14 protein-coding genes are annotated in these 15,253 nt (G+C 74.5%); 5 read left to right on the top strand and 9 right to left on the bottom strand.

What is annotated here, in order from left to right:
• The first annotated feature begins 105 nt into the window (after positions 1 to 105).
• Complete coding sequence (locus ACWDD7_RS12175; RefSeq protein WP_046423594.1) at positions 106 to 462, top strand: DUF1844 domain-containing protein; 357 nt, start codon at positions 106 to 108, stop codon at positions 460 to 462.
• Between the two features lies 1 nt (position 463).
• Here the strand turns inward: ACWDD7_RS12175 and ACWDD7_RS12170 are convergent, their stop codons facing one another.
• The 3 genes from ACWDD7_RS12170 to ACWDD7_RS12160 form a co-directional block, all read right to left on the bottom strand.
• Positions 464 to 1,195, bottom strand: a complete 732-nt coding sequence (locus tag ACWDD7_RS12170; protein WP_450457289.1) for an SseB family protein — start codon at positions 1,193 to 1,195, stop codon at positions 464 to 466.
• A gap of 72 nt (positions 1,196 to 1,267) precedes the next feature.
• The gene (mycP, locus tag ACWDD7_RS12165) at positions 1,268 to 2,428 is read right to left on the bottom strand and encodes a type VII secretion-associated serine protease mycosin (protein WP_351877475.1); all 1,161 of its coding nucleotides are present in this window, start codon (positions 2,426 to 2,428) and stop codon (positions 1,268 to 1,270) included.
• Positions 2,425 to 3,207, bottom strand: a complete 783-nt coding sequence (locus ACWDD7_RS12160) for a hypothetical protein (protein ID WP_351877473.1) — start codon at positions 3,205 to 3,207, stop codon at positions 2,425 to 2,427. Before ACWDD7_RS12160 ends, mycP begins: the two co-directional genes overlap by 4 nt.
• A gap of 1,512 nt (positions 3,208 to 4,719) precedes the next feature.
• Between ACWDD7_RS12160 and ACWDD7_RS12155 the strand changes: the two genes are divergently transcribed.
• The gene (locus ACWDD7_RS12155) at positions 4,720 to 5,922 is read left to right on the top strand and encodes an amino acid deaminase/aldolase (RefSeq protein ID WP_450457288.1); all 1,203 of its coding nucleotides are present in this window, start codon (positions 4,720 to 4,722) and stop codon (positions 5,920 to 5,922) included.
• A gap of 45 nt (positions 5,923 to 5,967) precedes the next feature.
• Here ACWDD7_RS12155 and ACWDD7_RS12150 read toward each other — a convergent pair whose 3' ends face one another.
• From ACWDD7_RS12150 to ACWDD7_RS12140, 3 genes are read right to left on the bottom strand one after another with little or no spacing between them, the layout of a single operon-like run.
• A complete protein-coding gene (locus ACWDD7_RS12150; protein WP_351877469.1) occupies positions 5,968 to 6,750 on the bottom strand; it encodes a 3-oxoacyl-ACP reductase in 783 nt (260 codons plus the stop codon).
• A complete protein-coding gene (locus ACWDD7_RS12145; RefSeq protein WP_351877467.1) occupies positions 6,747 to 8,120 on the bottom strand; it encodes an aldehyde dehydrogenase family protein in 1,374 nt (457 codons plus the stop codon). Before ACWDD7_RS12145 ends, ACWDD7_RS12150 begins: the two co-directional genes overlap by 4 nt.
• A 46-nt stretch (positions 8,121 to 8,166) precedes the next feature.
• A complete protein-coding gene (locus ACWDD7_RS12140) occupies positions 8,167 to 9,525 on the bottom strand; it encodes a glutamine synthetase family protein (protein ID WP_450457287.1) in 1,359 nt (452 codons plus the stop codon).
• A 94-nt stretch (positions 9,526 to 9,619) separates the two neighbouring features.
• Here ACWDD7_RS12140 and ACWDD7_RS12135 point away from each other — a divergent pair, with 94 nt between their 5' ends.
• Together ACWDD7_RS12135 and ACWDD7_RS12130 are read left to right on the top strand one after the other, a co-directional pair.
• On the top strand, positions 9,620 to 10,357 hold the full coding sequence (locus ACWDD7_RS12135) for a FadR/GntR family transcriptional regulator (protein ID WP_351877463.1): 738 nt from the start codon (positions 9,620 to 9,622) through the stop codon (positions 10,355 to 10,357).
• A 70-nt stretch (positions 10,358 to 10,427) separates the two neighbouring features.
• Positions 10,428 to 11,114 (top strand): gamma-glutamyl-gamma-aminobutyrate hydrolase family protein, encoded by a 687-nt coding sequence (locus ACWDD7_RS12130; protein ID WP_351877461.1) that lies wholly within the window; start codon positions 10,428 to 10,430, stop codon positions 11,112 to 11,114.
• 275 nt (positions 11,115 to 11,389) lie between these two features.
• Here the strand turns inward: ACWDD7_RS12130 and ACWDD7_RS12125 are convergent, their stop codons facing one another.
• Positions 11,390 to 12,322, bottom strand: coding sequence for a LysR family transcriptional regulator (locus tag ACWDD7_RS12125; RefSeq protein WP_351873649.1), 933 nt, complete (start codon positions 12,320 to 12,322; stop codon positions 11,390 to 11,392).
• Positions 12,323 to 12,393: 71 nt separating this feature from the next.
• Between ACWDD7_RS12125 and ACWDD7_RS12120 the strand changes: the two genes are divergently transcribed.
• Positions 12,394 to 13,563 (top strand): TDT family transporter, encoded by a 1,170-nt coding sequence (locus ACWDD7_RS12120; protein WP_450457286.1) that lies wholly within the window; start codon positions 12,394 to 12,396, stop codon positions 13,561 to 13,563.
• Here the strand turns inward: ACWDD7_RS12120 and ACWDD7_RS12115 are convergent.
• A complete protein-coding gene (locus ACWDD7_RS12115) occupies positions 13,475 to 14,194 on the bottom strand; it encodes a helical backbone metal receptor (protein ID WP_351873655.1) in 720 nt (239 codons plus the stop codon). The genes ACWDD7_RS12120 and ACWDD7_RS12115 overlap by 89 nt on opposite strands.
• A gap of 129 nt (positions 14,195 to 14,323) precedes the next feature.
• The gene (locus ACWDD7_RS12110) at positions 14,324 to 14,896 is read right to left on the bottom strand and encodes a helix-turn-helix domain-containing protein (RefSeq protein ID WP_351873657.1); all 573 of its coding nucleotides are present in this window, start codon (positions 14,894 to 14,896) and stop codon (positions 14,324 to 14,326) included.
• Between the last annotated feature and the right edge of the window lie 357 nt (positions 14,897 to 15,253).

Raw genomic sequence — 15,253 nt, 5'->3', positions numbered from 1 at the left:
ATACCTACGTCCGGCCGGTCGCCCACCAGATTAGCAGGGTGGCTTGACAAGGGCTAATCGGGCGGGCGTCACCGGGAGCGCGACGGGCCGCTTAGGGTGTGGGGCATGAGTGAGACCCCTGCCGAGAACCCCGACTTCGACGCGATGACCCGCGATATCGCCGAGGTCCCCGCCGTCGAGGTGATCGTGACGGTCGCCGTCAACCTGATGAGCGCCGCGGCCGTGAAGCTCGGGCTCAGCGAGGAGGGCGACAAGTTCAAGGACCTGGACGAGGCCCGCAAGCTGATCACCGCCCTCGCCGGCCTGCTGGACGGCGGCGCGACCGAGATCAGCTCCTTCCACGCGGCCCCGCTGCGCGACGGCCTGAAGTCGCTCCAGCTTGCCTTCCGCGAGGCCTCGATCGTGCCGGACGAGCCGGGCCAGGGTCCGGGCGAGAAGTACACCGGCCCGGTCTACGGCTGACCTATTCCCTCACGTACAGGGGCTCGCCCGGAGGCGTCGTCCCGGCCGGCAGCAGTGCCAGGTCGAGGCCGCGCACCAGGCGGGCCCTCAGTGTTTCGTCGGCGGCGAGCCGGCCGGCGATCGCGCGGGCGGTCTCGGCGGTGGCGGCCGACGGGTCGAGGACGAGGGCGAGGGTGCCGTCGGCCTGACCGGGGACCAGGTGGGCGCGCCGCACGGCGGGCTCGGCCGCCACCGCCGCACGCACGGCCCCGGTCACGGCCGGGTCGGCGAGCGGGTCGGTGCTGGTGCGGCCCTCGGCGAGGGCGAGCAGCGCGGGCCCGGTCAGCTCGAACGGCACCGGTCCGGCGAGGTCCAGCACGACCGTGTCGGCCTTCTCGTGCGCCGCGGCCTGGAGCGCCTGGTGCAGGGGTACGGCGACCGGGCGGGCCGCGGGGTCCCAGCGGGCGAGGGAGTCGGTGGAGGTGAAGGCGGGCAGCGCGGTGCGGTTCCCGGCCTTCAGGGTCGGTACGGCCATGTCGCTGGTCTTCTCGCGGCGCAGTCCGTTCTCGTCCTCTTCCACCTCGCCCAGGACGGCGACCACCGGCACCAGCAGCCGGGCGCCCTTCAGCGCCGCCAGCACCGGGCCGACGGCGGTGCGGTCCTCGGCCCACGCGGCGAGCGCGGCGCCGAGCCGGGGGTCTGCGGAGCCGTCGTCGTCGGAGTAGCCGGGGTCGGGGATGTTCTTGTTCGCCACGGTCACCGACCCTATCGGGGGATACGGCCGGGTGGAGCGGCGGCCCGGCGCTCCCCTCGGAAGGGCTGCCTGTCAGAAGGGCTGCCTGCGCCCGCGCCACAGGATCACGCCCGCGACCAGCAGCACTCCGCCGGCGCCGCCCGCGAGGGGGGCCGCCCAGTCGGAGGTGGAGCCGGTGGCCCTGGGGGCGTCCGGGCCGGGGCCGAAGTACTTCCGGGGGTACGACGCCGGGGCCCGCTTCTCCGGTTCGAGGCGGTCGGCCGCCTTCAGGGCCGCCACCGGGTCGACCGTCCCGAAGCCGCGGGAGTCGTCGCGTCCGCCGGCCGGCGGGTCGTCGGCCGTGTCCTCCAGGAGCGTCTTGATCCGGGCCGGGCTCAGCCCGGGGTGGGCGGACTTGATCAGCGCGGCCACGCCGGAGACGAACGCGGAGGCGGCCGAGGTGCCCCAGCCCTCGTAGTACTTGTGGTCGGGGTCGGCGATGACGACGTCGACGCCGGGCGCGCTGACCGCGGCGTACCAGCGGCGGGTGGAGAAGGAGGCGCGGGTGCCGTAGCGGTCGACGGCGGTGGCGACGAGCACGCCGGGGTAGGCGGCCGGGTAGGAAACGTGGTCGCCTTTGTCGCCGCCGTTGCCCGCGGAGGCGACGACGACCACGCCCTTCTTCAGGGCGTACTGCACGGCCTCGTCCTCGCCGGCTTCGGGGTGGGCGGAGGCGGAGTCGTCGCCGAGGGAGAGGTTGATGACGTCGGCACCGTGGTCGGCGGCCCAGCGGATGCCGTCGGCGAGGGCGGTGCCGCGCGTGGTGCGGGCCCTGGCGCGGGCGGGGTCGCTGTCCTCAAGGATCACCCGCACGGGCAGGATCCTCGCCTCGGGGGCGACGCCCATGACGCCGTCGGAGCCGCCGGGTCCGTGACCGTGTCCGGCGATGATGCCGGCCATCGCGGTGCCGTGCCGTCCCCAGGTGCGGTCGCCGGGCCGGGCGCCGAAGCCGATCATGTCCTTGGCGGGCAGCACGTTGCCGACGAGGTCGGGGTGGTCCTCCTGGACGCCGGTGTCCAGGACGGCGACGGTGACGCCCTGCCCCTTGGTGGTGCGCCAGGCCCGGTCGAGGCGGAGGGCGGACAGGCCCCACTGCTGGGCGCGGATGCCGTCGGCGTGCGCGGCGGCGGACGGCAGCAGGGCGAGGGCGCCGGCGAGCAGGGCGCTCACCGCGGCCCCGGAGGCACGCTTCATGAGGGTCTCTTCGTGGCGGACTCACCGACGGTCTGACGCAACCGCCGTTCGATCTGTTCGGACAGTCCCCGGGCCTCGTTGCCGAGGCCGGACTGGGCCTGCGGGGTGGTGGCGCCGGAGCGTACGGCGTCGGCGGCGGGCTGGGGTGTGTCGACACCGCGGCCGTCGGCCCAGCCGGAGACGGCGTACACGACGACGGGGGTGTCGGTGCGCACGGAGATGGTCCAGGTGGCGCGCTGGTCGTCGCCGAACCCGGCCGCGAGGGTGTTCTCGGCGGCGTACGGACGGGGCATCAGGTCGGGGCGTTCGGCGAGGTGCTGGGTGCGGAAGCGGGTGGCGAGCGCGGACATGGCGGCGGGGTCGGCCCTGGTGAACAGCAGCCCGACGGTGGTCACATAGCTCTGGGTGGCGTCCGTGTAGGTCGCGCGCAGGAGCCGTCGGCAGCCGACGCCGGCGAGCACCTTCTCCAGCAGCGGGTCGAACGCGTCGGCGCACCCGCTGTCCGGGGCGACGGCCACCCGCGTCCACGTCCGGTCCGCCCCGCCGGGCCCGTCCCCGGCGCCCCGCACCACGGGCGGGAACAGCTGGTCGACGGGCACGCTGTGCCATGCCGGCACGGCCGCGGCGAACCCCTGCGGGCCGCCGTCCCCGTGCTCCCCGGCGATCCAACTCCCGGCCACGGCCCCACCGATGAGCCCGAGTCCGAGCACCAGACAGACCCCGGCGACCACAGCCCGCCCCCGCCTGCGTTCCCGGAACAGATCGGACTCCCCGAACATCACGAAGGGCCGCGCGGCGCCGTGCCCGGAGGGCGCGGGGGTGTTCCACGGGGTGGCGGGCCGGCTGGAGCGCGGGGGGTGGGCGGGCCCGGGGACGGACGGGGTCGTGTCATGCGGCCCGCCGGACGGTGTGGCGGTCCGGCCGGGACCGGACCCGGGGCGACCGGGCACGGGCCCGCGGTCGGAACCTGCGCCCCGCGCGTCCGCGGCTGGCGGCACGGGACGGAGCCGGGTCGTGGTCTCGGAGGGGGTCTCCGCGGGTGCTTCCGGCCGCCGCGACCGCGGACCGGACCCCGTGGGACCGGCGCCCTGCGCATCGGCGGCCCCAAGGACCGGACGCGCAGGGGCCGTCGCCTCGGAAGCGAACCCCGCGGGCCTGTCCGCCCGCCACGACTCCCGACCCGCCCCGCCCGAACCAGCACCACCGGAACCCGAACCGGCACCGGCACCCCGCGCGTTCGCGGTCGCGGGGACCGGACGAAGAGGAGTCGTCGTCTCGACGGGGACCTCCGCGGACACTTCCGGCCACCGCTGCGGACCGGACCCCGTGGGACCGGCGCCCTGCGCATCGGCGGCCCCAAGGACCGGACGCGCAGGGGCCGTCGCCTCGGAAGCGAACCCCGCGGGCCTGTCCGCCCGCCACGACTCCCGACCCGCCCCGCCCGAACCAGCACCACCGGAACCCGAACCGGCACCGGCACCCCGCGCGTTCGCGGTCGCGGGGACCGGACGAAGAGGAGTCGTCGTCTCGGCGGGGACCTCCGCGGACACTTCCGGCCACCGCGACTGCCGGCCCGGCCCCTGGGCCGGCGGCGCCGAACCGGCCGCGCCGCCGCCGTCGGCCTGCGCGGGAGCCGCCGCCCCCGTGCCCTCGGTGCGAGCGGGAACGCCCGCACCCGCCCCTTCCGTACGGCCGGGACGCCGCCCGCGCGCACCGGCACCGCGCGGTGGCGCGTCCGGGAAGCGTGCCGAGGCCGGGGGCGGTGGCGGGCTCACCGGGCCGGTCGCTTCGGGGACGGGGACGCGGCGGGGAGTACGGCCCCGGGGGGCGCCGGAGGAGCCGTTGCCGTCGGACGGGACGCGCGGGGTGAAGACGGACGGCTCGTCGTCGGGGTCCGCCCCCGGCGGCACGTCGGCGCTCCGCGCGGTGCGGCGCCCGGCGCCGGTGGTCCGCGCGTCGTCCACGCTCCCCGCACCGGTCGGTCCCGCCGTGCCCGGGACGCCCTTGCCCGCGCCCCGACTCGCGCCCGCGGGCGGGGCGGACGAGGAGGAGGGAACCGGTGGTACGGAGGCGTGGCGTGCTTCCGTGGTCATGCGTTCCCCGTTTCCTCGCGACCCGGGCCGTCTCTCCTCGTACCCGTACGGCCGGACCGGCATCCCGGGCGGGTCCGTCGTACGTGCGCGTCACTCTACGGGTTGTCGGGGGCCGGGGCGGAACCAGTACGGGAGGCCGGGGCACTTGCCCGGAACATCCCTCTACCCTGCGGTAATCCCTTCTGGCAGGCTTCCGGCATGACTGCTCGTGCCGCCGACCGGGCCCGGTACGACCGGGCCACCGCCCATCTCGAAGCGCCGCTGGCGCTCGTGGACCTGGATGCCTTCGACGCCAACGCGGCCGATCTGGTCCGCCGCTCCGGCGGCAAACCGATCCGGGTCGCCAGCAAGTCCGTACGCTGCCGTGCCCTGTTGGAGCGCGTCCTGGCCAGGGACGGCTTCCAGGGGATCATGTCGTTCACGCTCGCCGAGTCGCTGTGGCTGGCGCGCTCGGGGTTCGGCGACATCCTGCTGGCCTACCCCTCCGCCGACCGGTCGGGCTTCGCCGAGCTGACCGCCGATCCCGCACTCGCCGCCGCCGTCACCGTGATGGCGGACGACCCCGCCCAGCTCGACCTCATCGACGCCGCCCGCGACGGCGGACGTGAAGTGGTGCGCGTATGCCTGGAGTTGGACACCTCGCTGAAGCTGTTCGGCGGACGCGTGCGGGTCGGCGCCCGCCGCTCCCCGCTCCACTCCCCGGGCCGACTGGCGGACCTCGCTCGGGTGGTGGCCGAGCGCCCCGGCTTCCGGCTCGTGGGTCTCATGGCCTACGAGGGCCACATAGCGGGAGTCGGCGACGCGGTCGCCGGGCGGCCGCTGCGGTCACGGGCGATCCGGCTGATGCAGGCCGCCGCGCGGCGGGAGCTGGCCGAGCGGCGGGCCGCGGCCGTGCGCGCGGTACGGGCCGTGGCGCCGGACCTGGAGTTCGTCAACGGCGGCGGCACCGGCAGTGTGCAGCACACCGCCGCCGAGGCCGCGGTCACCGAGATCGCGGCCGGTTCCGGGCTGTACGTGCCGCGGCTGTTCGACAACTACACGTCGTTCAGCGGCCGTCCGGCGGCGCTGTTCGCGCTGCCGGTGGTACGGCGGCCGGGCGTGGGCGTCGTCACCGTGCTCGGCGGCGGCTACCCGGCTTCCGGTGCCGCGGGACCCGACCGGCTGCCGGTGCCGTACCTGCCGACCGGGCTGGCGTACGACCCCCAGGAGGGGGCCGGCGAGGTGCAGACCCCGCTGCTCGGCTCGCCCGCCGACGATCTGCTCGTCGGCGACCGGGTGTGGTTCCGGCACGCCAAGGCGGGCGAGCTGTGCGAGCGGTTCGCGTCGCTGCACCTCGTCGAGGGCGACGAGGTGACCGCGACCGTGCCCACGTACCGGGGAGAGGGGCACACGTTCCTCTGAGAACTCCGGGGGACCCGGGCGCCCCGTGGACTCCGCGCGCGGGGCCTACTGGGGCGTGACGTACGCGCCCGAAATGCCCCCGTCCACCAGGAAGTCGGTGGCGTTGACGAAGGAGGAGTCGTCGCTGGCCAGGAAGGCGACCGCGGCGGCGATCTCCTCGGCCTCGGCGAACCGGCCCACCGGGATGTGCACGAGCCGGCGCGCGGCCCGCTCCGGGTCCTTGGCGAACAGCTCCTGGAGCAGCGGGGTGTTGACCGGCCCGGGGCACAGCGCGTTGACCCGGATGCCCTCCCGGGCGAACTGCACGCCGAGTTCGCGGGACATCGCGAGGACGCCGCCCTTGGACGCGGTGTACGAGATCTGCGAGGTGGCCGCGCCCATCCGGGCCACGAAGGACGCGGTGTTGATGATGGAGCCCTTGCCCTGACGCCGCATGTAGGGGATCGCGGCCTTGCAGCACAGGTACACGGAGGTGAGGTTGACCTCCTGGACGCGCTTCCATGCCTCCAGGCCGGTCTCCAGGATGGAGTCGTCGTCGGGCGGGGAGATGCCCGCGTTGTTGAAGGCCACGTCGACGCTGCCGTAGGTGTCGTACGCCGTCCTGAACAGCGCCTCGACCTGCTCCGGGTCGGTGACGTCGACCTCGACGAAGAGCCCGCCCACCTCGTCGGCGGCGGCCTTGCCGCGGACCTCGTCCACGTCCGCGCAGACGACGTGGGCGCCCTCGGCGGCGAGGCGGCGGGCGGTGGCGAGGCCGATGCCGCTGCCGGCTCCGGTCACGACGGCGGTACGGCCGACGAGGCGGCGGCAAACACTGTTGTCGGTCACTGTGCGGGGCCCTCCGAGCTGATGAAGACGTTCTTGGTTTCGGTGAAGGCGGTCAGGGCGTCGGGGCCGAGTTCCCGGCCGAGGCCGGACTGCTTGTAGCCGCCGAACGGGGTCCAATAGCGGACGCTGGAATGGGAGTTGACGGACAGGTTGCCCGCGCGGACGCCGCCGCTGACGCGCAGCGCGCGGCCGAGGTCGCGGGTCCAGACGGAGCCGGACAGCCCGTAGGGGGTGTCGTTGGCGAGGCGGATCGCGTCCTGTTCGTCGCTGAAGGGCAGCAGGACGGCGACGGGTCCGAAGACCTCCTCGCGGGCGGCCGGGCTGTCGTGCCGCTCCCCCGTCAGGACGGTCGGCGGGAACCAGAAGCCGGGCCCGTCGGGGGCGCTGCCGCGCAGGGCGGGGGCACCGTCGGGGACGTACGACCGCACGCGGTCCCGCTGCGCCGCCGAGATCAGCGGTCCCATCTGCGTCTTCTCGTCGGCCGGGTCGCCCACGACCACGGCGGCGAGCGCGTCGGCGAGCAGCTCGCGCGCCTCGTCGAGGACGGCCTCCTGGACGAGGATGCGGGTGCGGGCGCAGCAGTCCTGGCCCGAGTTGTCCAGGAAGGAGAAGGGGTCGAGGGCGGTCCTCAGGTCGGCGTCGGCGAAGACGACGTTGGGGCTCTTGCCGCCGAGCTCCAGGGTGACCGGCTTGACCAGCCGGGCGCAGCGCTCCATGATCTCGCGGCCGGTGCGGGTGGACCCGGTGAACACGATCTTGGCGACGTCCGGGTGGTCCACCAGGGCGCGTCCGGCCGTGTGGCCGTGGCCCGGCAGCACCTGGAAGAGGTGCTCGGGCAGGCCCGCCTCCAGGGCGAGTCCGGCCAGGCGCAGCGCGGTGAGCGGGGTGGTCTCGGCGGGCTTGAGGACGACGGCGTTGCCCGCGGCGAGCGCCGGGAAGGAGCCCCAGGCGGCGATCGGCATGGGGAAGTTCCAGGGGGCGATCACACCGATGACGCCCAGGGGTTCCTGGAAGGTGACGTTCCAGCCGCCGGGTACCGGGATCTGCCGGCCGAGCAGGCGTTCGGCGCCGCCGGCCGCGTACTGGAGCAGGTCGCGGGCGTTGCCGGCCTCCCAGCGGGCGTTGCCGAGGGTGTGCCCGGCCTCGCGGACCTCCAGGCGGGCGAGTTCCTCGATGTGCGCGTCGACGGTGTCGGCGAAGCGGCGCAGCAGCCGGGCCCGGTCGGCGGGCGCGAGCGCGGCCCATCGGCTCTGGGCGCGGGCGGCCCGTACGACGGCGGCGTCGACGTCCTCCGCGGTGGCGGCGGGGACGGTGGCGACGACCTCTTCCGTCGCGGGGTTGAGGACCTTCAACTCGTCTGAGTCGGACACGGATCGACCTTTCAGGGGCGTGCGGACCGGCGGGATGCGGGGGTGCTCACAGGCGTTCGAAGGAGCGGCGCAGCTCCCAGTCGGTGACCGCGGCGTCGAACGCCTCCAGTTCGACGCGGGCCATGTTGCGGTAGTGGGCCACGACGTCGTCACCGAAGGCGGCCTTGGCGATCGGGCTGTTCTCCCACAGCTCGGCGGCCTCGCGCAGGGTGGTGGGGACGTGCTCGAAGCCCGCGGTGTAGGCGTTGCCGGGGCAGGGCTCGGGGAGTTCGAGCTCGTGCTCGATGCCGTACAGGCCCGCGGCGACCAGTCCGGCGACCGCCAGGTGGGGGTTGACGTCGCCGCCCGGGAGCCGGTTCTCGAAGCGCGTGGAGCGGCCGTGGCCGACCACGCGCAGGGCACAGGTGCGGTTGTCGTGGCCCCAGGCGACGGCGGTGGGGGCGAAGGAGCCCTGCTGGAACCGCTTGTACGAGTTGATGTTCGGGGCGTACAGCAGGGAGAAGTCGCGCAGGGCGGCGAGCTGTCCGGCGAGGAAGTGCCGCATCACCTCGGACATCCCGTCGGGCCCGGCCATGGCGTTGGTGCCGTCGGCGTCGGTGAGCGAGAGGTGGATGTGGCAGGAGTTGCCCTCGCGCTCGTTGTACTTGGCCATGAAGGTGATCGAGACGCCCTCCTGGGCGGCGATCTCCTTGGCGCCCGTCTTGTACAGGGCGTGCTGGTCGCAGGTGGTGAGGGCCTCGTCGTAGCGGAAGACGATCTCGTGCTGGCCGGGGTTGCACTCGCCCTTGGCGGACTCGACGGTGAGGCCGGCGCCCGCCATCTCGTTGCGCAGCCGGCGCAGCAGGGGCTCGATGCGGCCGGTGCCGAGGATCGAGTAGTCGATGTTGTACTGGTTGGCCGGGGTCAGCCCCCGGTACCCCGCGTCCCACGCCTGCTCGTAGCTGTCCTTGAAGACGATGAACTCCAGCTCGGTGCCGACCTGGGCGGTGTAGCCGAGTTCGGCGAGCCGGTCGAGCTGGCGGCGCAGGATCTGCCGCGGGGCGGCGACGACCGGGGTGCCGTCGTCCCACGCGAGGTCGGCGACGAGCAGGGCGGTGCCGGGGTGCCAGGGGATGCGGCGCAGGGTGGTGAGGTCGGGACGCATGGCGAAGTCGCCGTAACCGCGCTCCCAGGAGGACATCGCGTAGCCGTCGACGGTGTTCATCTCGGTGTCGACGGCGAGCAGGTAGTTGCAGCCCTCGGTGCCGTGTTCCAGGACCTCGTCGAGGAAGAAGCGGGCGGCGAACCGCTTGCCCTGCAGGCGCCCTTGCATATCGGGGAACGCCAGGACGACAGTGTCGATCTCACCGCTCGCCACGAGGGCGTGAAGTTCCTCGACGGGAAGCGGGGCTGTGCGGTCTGCCACGGAAAGCCTCCTTGGGCGCCTTCGCGCTTCTTCGGCCGGGCCGGGAGCCATAAGGTATTGCGAAGAACCATTGCTTGGGAAGGGGGTGCGGCGGATGTCGCCTCACACGGAGTGGCACGGGGTGGGCGACCGGCTCGCTCCGGTGCTGCGGCCGGTGCGCGCGGGCAACGGCTTCGAGGAGGCCTTGGAGCAGATCCTCCAGGTGGTCCGGCTCGGCCTGGTGCCGGGCGGCGAACGGCTGCCCGCGGAGCGGGAGCTGGCGGAGCGGCTGGGGATCAGCCGGGTGACGCTGCGCGAGGTGCTGAAGGTCCTCCAGGACCAGGGCCTGGTGGAGGCGCGGCGCGGGCGGTACGGCGGAACGTTCGTGCTGCCCCGCGCGGACGCCGGCGGCGAGGACGAGCTGCGGCGGCGGATCGCCGAGGTCGACGTCGAGGACGTGCTGCGCTTCCGCGAGGTGCTGGAGGTGGGGGCGGCCGGGCTGTGCGCGGCGCACGGGCTCACCGACGAGCAGGCGAAACGGCTGCGGGAGGCGCTGGCCGACACGCACGACGCGCCGCTCGCCGACTACCGGCGCCTGGACACGCTCCTGCATCTGACCCTGGCCGAGCTGTGCGGCTCGCCCACCCTGACCGCGCAGTACGCGGCGGTGCGGGCCACCGTCAACGAGCTGCTGGACTGCATCCCGCTGCTGGTGCGCAACCTCGAACACTCCCAGCGGCAGCACACCGCGCTGGTGGAGGCGGTGCTCGACGGGGACGCGGACGGCGCGCGGGAGATGATGCGGGAGCACTGCGCGGGCACGGCGGCACTGCTGCGGGGCTTCCTGACATGAGCGGACTCTGCAAAGGTACTGTCCTATACCTTTTGGTTTCCGGGAGTTTCGCGAGTTCTGGGAGGGTGGCGTGAGCGAGCGGCCGTTGATCGGTGTGAGCACGTATCTGGAGGCCGGGACCCGGTGGGGGGTCTGGGAGCTGGACGCCGCGCTGCTGCCGGCCGCGTATCCGCGGCTGGTGCAGCGGGCCGGAGGGCTCGCGTGCATGCTGCCGCCGGACGAGCCCGAGCTGGCCGCGGCGGCGGTCGCCCGGCTCGACGGCCTGGTCGTCGCGGGCGGCCCGGACGTGGACCCGGTGCACTACGGCGCCGACCGCGACCCCCGCACGGGCCCGCCGGCCCTGGCCCGCGACGCCTGGGAACTCGCCCTGATCGAGGCCGCGCTGGCCTCCGGCACGCCGCTGCTGGGGATCTGCCGGGGCATGCAGCTCCTGAACGTGGCCCTCGGCGGGACGCTGGTCCAGCACATGGAGGGCCACGCGGAGGTGGTCGGCGTCTTCGGCACGCACCCGGTGAAGCCGGTCCCGGGCACCCGGTACGCCTCGCTCGTCCCCGAGGCCACGTCCGTCCCCGCCTACCACCACCAGTGCGTGTCCCGCCTCGGCCGCGACCTCGTACCGTCCGCCCACGCCGAGGACGGCACGGTGGAGGCGGTGGAGTTGCCGGCGGACCGGGGGTGGGTCGTGGGGGTGCAGTGGCACCCGGAGATGGGGAAGGACGCACGGGTGATGGAGGGTTTGGTAGGGGCGGCGAGTTGATCCGAAGCGCCGCCGGGGCCGGGCCCGGTGGACGGCCGCGGGCCGCAGGTGACGCGTCACGCGGTTCCCCGCGCCCCCGGGGAACCGCGGCGCCGCGGCCCGCACGGCGCCGCCCGCCCTGATTCAGGCACACGTCAGGGACACAGGTCCCGGCTCAGGCCCGCGCCAGGCACACAGGACCCGGTCAGGCCCGCGCCAGAGACACAGGACCCGGCTCAGGTACACGTCAGGGAGGCAAGCCCCGGTCAGGCACACGCCAGGGACGCCGGTCCCGGTCAGGCCCGCGTCAGGGACAACAGGTCCCGTGCCGGGCCCGTCGGGCGGTGTCCCGTCGGCCACACCGCCCGCAGGTCCCGCCGCAGCGAAACACCGTCCACCGGAACCTCGACCAGGCGCCGCAGGGCGAGTTCCTCCCGCACCGCCAGTTCGCTGAGCACCGACGGCCCCGCCCCGCTGACCGCCGACGCCTTCACCGCCGTCGTGGAGGACAGCTCGATCAGCGGCCGGGCCAGCCCCCCGAGCGCCGCGTCGAGGACCTGCCGCGTCCCCGAGCCCCGCTCCCGCAGGATCAGCGGCGTCTCGGCCAGTTCCTTCGGTGACAGGGGCCGCCGGCGCCGCGCCCAGGGATGCCCCGGCGCCGTCACGACGATCAGCCGGTCGTGCCCGATCACGGCCGCGTCCAGCCCCTTCGGCACCGCGAGCCCCTCCACGAACCCGAGGTCCGCGTCCCCGCCGAGCAGCAGCTCCGCCACCTTCGCCGAGTTCCCGGCCAGCAGCGACACCGCCGTGTCGGGGCGCTCGGCGTGCAACGCGAGCAGCCAGCCCGGCAGCAGGTACTCGGCTATGGTCATGCTCGCGGCGACCCGCAGCCGCGAATCCCGCCGGTCCCGCAACGCCCGCGCCCCCGCGTCGAACGCCGCCGCCGCCTCCACCACCCGCCGCGCCCAGTCCGTCACCAGCACACCGGCGTCGGTGAGCCGGGACCCGCGCGGCGAACGGTCCACCAGGGCCACCCCGAGCTGCCGCTCCATGGACCGGACACGGCTGCTCGCCGCCGGCTGCGTGATCCCGACCTCCCGGGCCGCCGCCCCGAGACTCCCGAGCCGCGCCACCGCCAGCAACAGCTCCAACGCCGCCAGATCCGGCACCCGGTGCGCCAACGACCCCGTGCCCTCGCCCTGCTCTCGGGATCCCTCCGCCTCGCTCATAAGACCAGCTTATGCCCTCATAGAGGGGAACTCCCTGGTCAGGGCCGATGCCCGGGGGCACGGTGGATGCCATGGTCACCACTGCCCCGCCCCTCCCCGCCACACGCGCGCCCCGTGCCGCCCTGGTCCGCCACCTCGGACCCAACTGGTACGCCTCCGTCATGGGCACCGCCGCCGTCGCCACCGCCGGCATCACGCTGCCGGTGGACATGCCGGCCGGGCCGCGCACGCTCCTCGCGGCGGTCTGGGTGCTCTCGCTGCTGATGCTGGCGGCCCTGCTGGCGGCCCGCACCCTGCACTGGGTCCACCACCGCGACCAGGCCCGCGCCCACCTCCTCGACCCGGCGATGGCCCCGTTCTACGGCTGCCTCTCCATGGCCCTGCTGGCCGTGGGCGGCGGCGCGCTGACCGCGGGGCACGACTGGCTCGGCACGGGAGCGGCCGTCGCCCTGGACACCGTCCTGTACACGGCCGGTACGGCGATCGGGCTGTGGGCGGCCGTGGCCGTGCCGTACCTGATGTCCGTACGGCACCGCATCGACGCCTCCCAGGCCTCCCCCGTCTGGCTGCTGCCTCTGGTCGCCCCGATGGTGTCGGCCGCGCTCGGCCCCCTGCTCGTGCCGCATCTGCCGCCCGGCCAGCCCCGCGAGACCCTGCTGCTGGCCTGTCTGGCGATGTTCGGTCTGAGCCTGTTCGCCACGCTGCTGATGCTGCCCCTGGTCCTCGGCCGGCTGATCACCTCGGGCCCGCTGCCGCTCGCCCTCACCCCGACCCTGTTCCTGGTCCTCGGCCCGCTCGGGCAGTCCACCACCGCCGTCGGCTCGATCGCGAACGCCGCGCCCGGCGTCGTGCCCAGCTCCTACGTGCACGGACTCGCCGTGTTCTCGGTGCTGTACGGCGTGCCCGTGATGGGCTTCGCGCTGATGTGGCTGGCGTTGTCCGTGGCACACCTGGTGCGGGCCCGGCGGCAGGGCATGGGGTTCGCGATGACCTGGTGGGGCGCCACCTTCCCGGTGGGCACCTGCGTCACCGGCGCGGCCGCCCTCGCCCGGCACACGTCCCTCACCGCCTACCAGACCCTGGCCGTCGCGCTGTACGTCCTGCTCGTCGCGGCCTGGCTCGCGGCGGCGACCGGCACCGCGCGCGGGCTGCTCAGCGGCGAGCTGCTCGCAGGGCCTCGGCCAGCACCCGCGGCGCCCGCGCCAGAGACGGTCCGTACCACGTCAGGTACCGCCCGCTGACCAGCGCGCAGGCCAGGCCGGGGAAGGCCTCCGGGCCGTCGGCGGCGGTGAAGCGGTACGGCTCGTCCGGGAGCACCACCAGGTCCGGGCCGGCGGCCCGCAGCTCGTCCAGGGGGATGCGGGGGTAACGCTCGGGATGACCGGCGTACAGATGGTCGACGCCCAGGCGGGCCAGCACATCACCGGCGAACGTGTCCCGGCCCACGACCATCCAGGGCCTGCGCCAGATGGGTACGACCGCCGTCCTGCGCTCCGCCGGCTCCGGCAGCGCGCCCCAGGCGGCCTCCGCCTCCCGCAGCCAGCCCGGCCGCCCCGGCGCCCCGCACGCGTCCAGCACCCGCGCCAGCTCCGTGAACGCCTGGGGCACGGTCCGCACCTCGGTGACCAGGACCTCGAGACCGGCCGCACGCAGCGCGTCGAGGTCCGGGACGCGGTTCTCCTCCTCATTGGCGATCACCAGGTCGGGCGCCAGCCCGACGATGCGCTCCACCGCGGGATTCTTGGTCCCGCCGATCCGGACGACGTCCAGATCCTCCGGCCGACCGCACCAGTCCGTGGCCCCGACGAGCGCCCCGGGCAGCGTCTTTGCGACGGCCTCGGTGAGCGAGGGGACGAGGGAGACGACGCGCATCACTCGCCCCCGCCCCGCACGGCGGCCCGAAGCGGCGCGGGGAACCGCCCGACCGGCCACCACGGCCCCGCGCCCGCGCGACGGCCCCTCATACGCTCCCTCACATGCCCTCCCGTACGACCACGACGCTCAGCGATACCGGTCCTGCACGGCCTCGATGTGCTCCGCCACCGCCACCACGATGATCCGCGTGTCCGGCACCGTCGCCCGCCACCGGTGCCGCACCCCGCCCGTGAGGTACAGCGTGTCGCCGCGGCCGAGACGGTACGCGCGTCCCTCGGCCTCGATCTCGACCGCGCCGTCGGCTACGTACATCAACTCGTCGTTGCGGTGCTGGAACTCGCGTCCCGCGTCGTGGTCTCCGGTGAACTCGGAGGCGTGCAGCTGGTGGTGGCCGCGGACCAGGTTGCGGGTCCGCGGGGCGAAGTCGCCGTCCGTGAGGGGCTCGGCACGCACCAGGTCGACGGTGGCCGCCGGGTCCGCCGCGGCGAGGAGTTCGACGGCCGTGGTGCGCAGCGCGTCGGCCAGCTTCTCCAGGGAGGTGCGGCTGGGCCGGGCCCGGTCGTTCTCCACCTGGCTGAGGAAGGGCACGGACAGGCCGGTGCGCTCGGCCACGGCCGCGAGGGTCAGCTCCAGGGCGCGCCGGCGCCGCCGGACCGCCGCGCCCACCCGTACGGGCTGCTGCTCTTTGTGGTCACCCATCGCTCCGGCTCCCTCCCTCGATCGTCGTGCGTTCCTCTGTCGCTTTTCCCGCCACTCTCCGAGTGCCCGCTGAGAGCGTCGCTCTCCCGGATCTCCCCGTGGCTTCACTGCACCCTACGCATGTTCGGCAAACGGTTTCATGCGCGTGTCACATCCCCCACCCGCCGATGAGCCCTTACCCTCACGGTTCGCGCCAGTGTCAGGGCCTTTCCGGCGGTCCCCCGACGCTTCCTCCCTGGGGATGAACATGCCCAGCAGCAGGCGTCATCACGCTGGGTGATTGGCCGGATTCCTCCCGTAGGGGAGCGTCGGGGATCGCGGGAGGACGCCGCGAGGGGCGGACTGCCCCGTACCCCG

Source organism: Streptomyces sp. NPDC001056 (assembly GCF_053598955.1).
This window is presented reverse-complemented; position numbering and strand designations above follow the sequence as displayed.

Coding starts and splice junctions, on each gene's coding strand:
- ACWDD7_RS12115 (WP_351873655.1), bottom strand. CDS start 14,194: ATGCGCGTCGTCTCCCTCGTCCCCTCGCTCACCGAGGCCGTCGCAAAG.
- ACWDD7_RS12120 (WP_450457286.1), top strand. CDS start 12,394: ATGGTCACCACTGCCCCGCCCCTCCCCGCCACACGCGCGCCCCGTGCC.
- ACWDD7_RS12125 (WP_351873649.1), bottom strand. CDS start 12,322: ATGAGCGAGGCGGAGGGATCCCGAGAGCAGGGCGAGGGCACGGGGTCG.
- ACWDD7_RS12110 (WP_351873657.1), bottom strand. CDS start 14,896: ATGGGTGACCACAAAGAGCAGCAGCCCGTACGGGTGGGCGCGGCGGTC.
- mycP (WP_351877475.1), bottom strand. CDS start 2,428: ATGAAGCGTGCCTCCGGGGCCGCGGTGAGCGCCCTGCTCGCCGGCGCC.
- ACWDD7_RS12155 (WP_450457288.1), top strand. CDS start 4,720: ATGACTGCTCGTGCCGCCGACCGGGCCCGGTACGACCGGGCCACCGCC.
- ACWDD7_RS12175 (WP_046423594.1), top strand. CDS start 106: ATGAGTGAGACCCCTGCCGAGAACCCCGACTTCGACGCGATGACCCGC.
- ACWDD7_RS12135 (WP_351877463.1), top strand. CDS start 9,620: ATGTCGCCTCACACGGAGTGGCACGGGGTGGGCGACCGGCTCGCTCCG.
- ACWDD7_RS12160 (WP_351877473.1), bottom strand. CDS start 3,207: ATGTTCGGGGAGTCCGATCTGTTCCGGGAACGCAGGCGGGGGCGGGCT.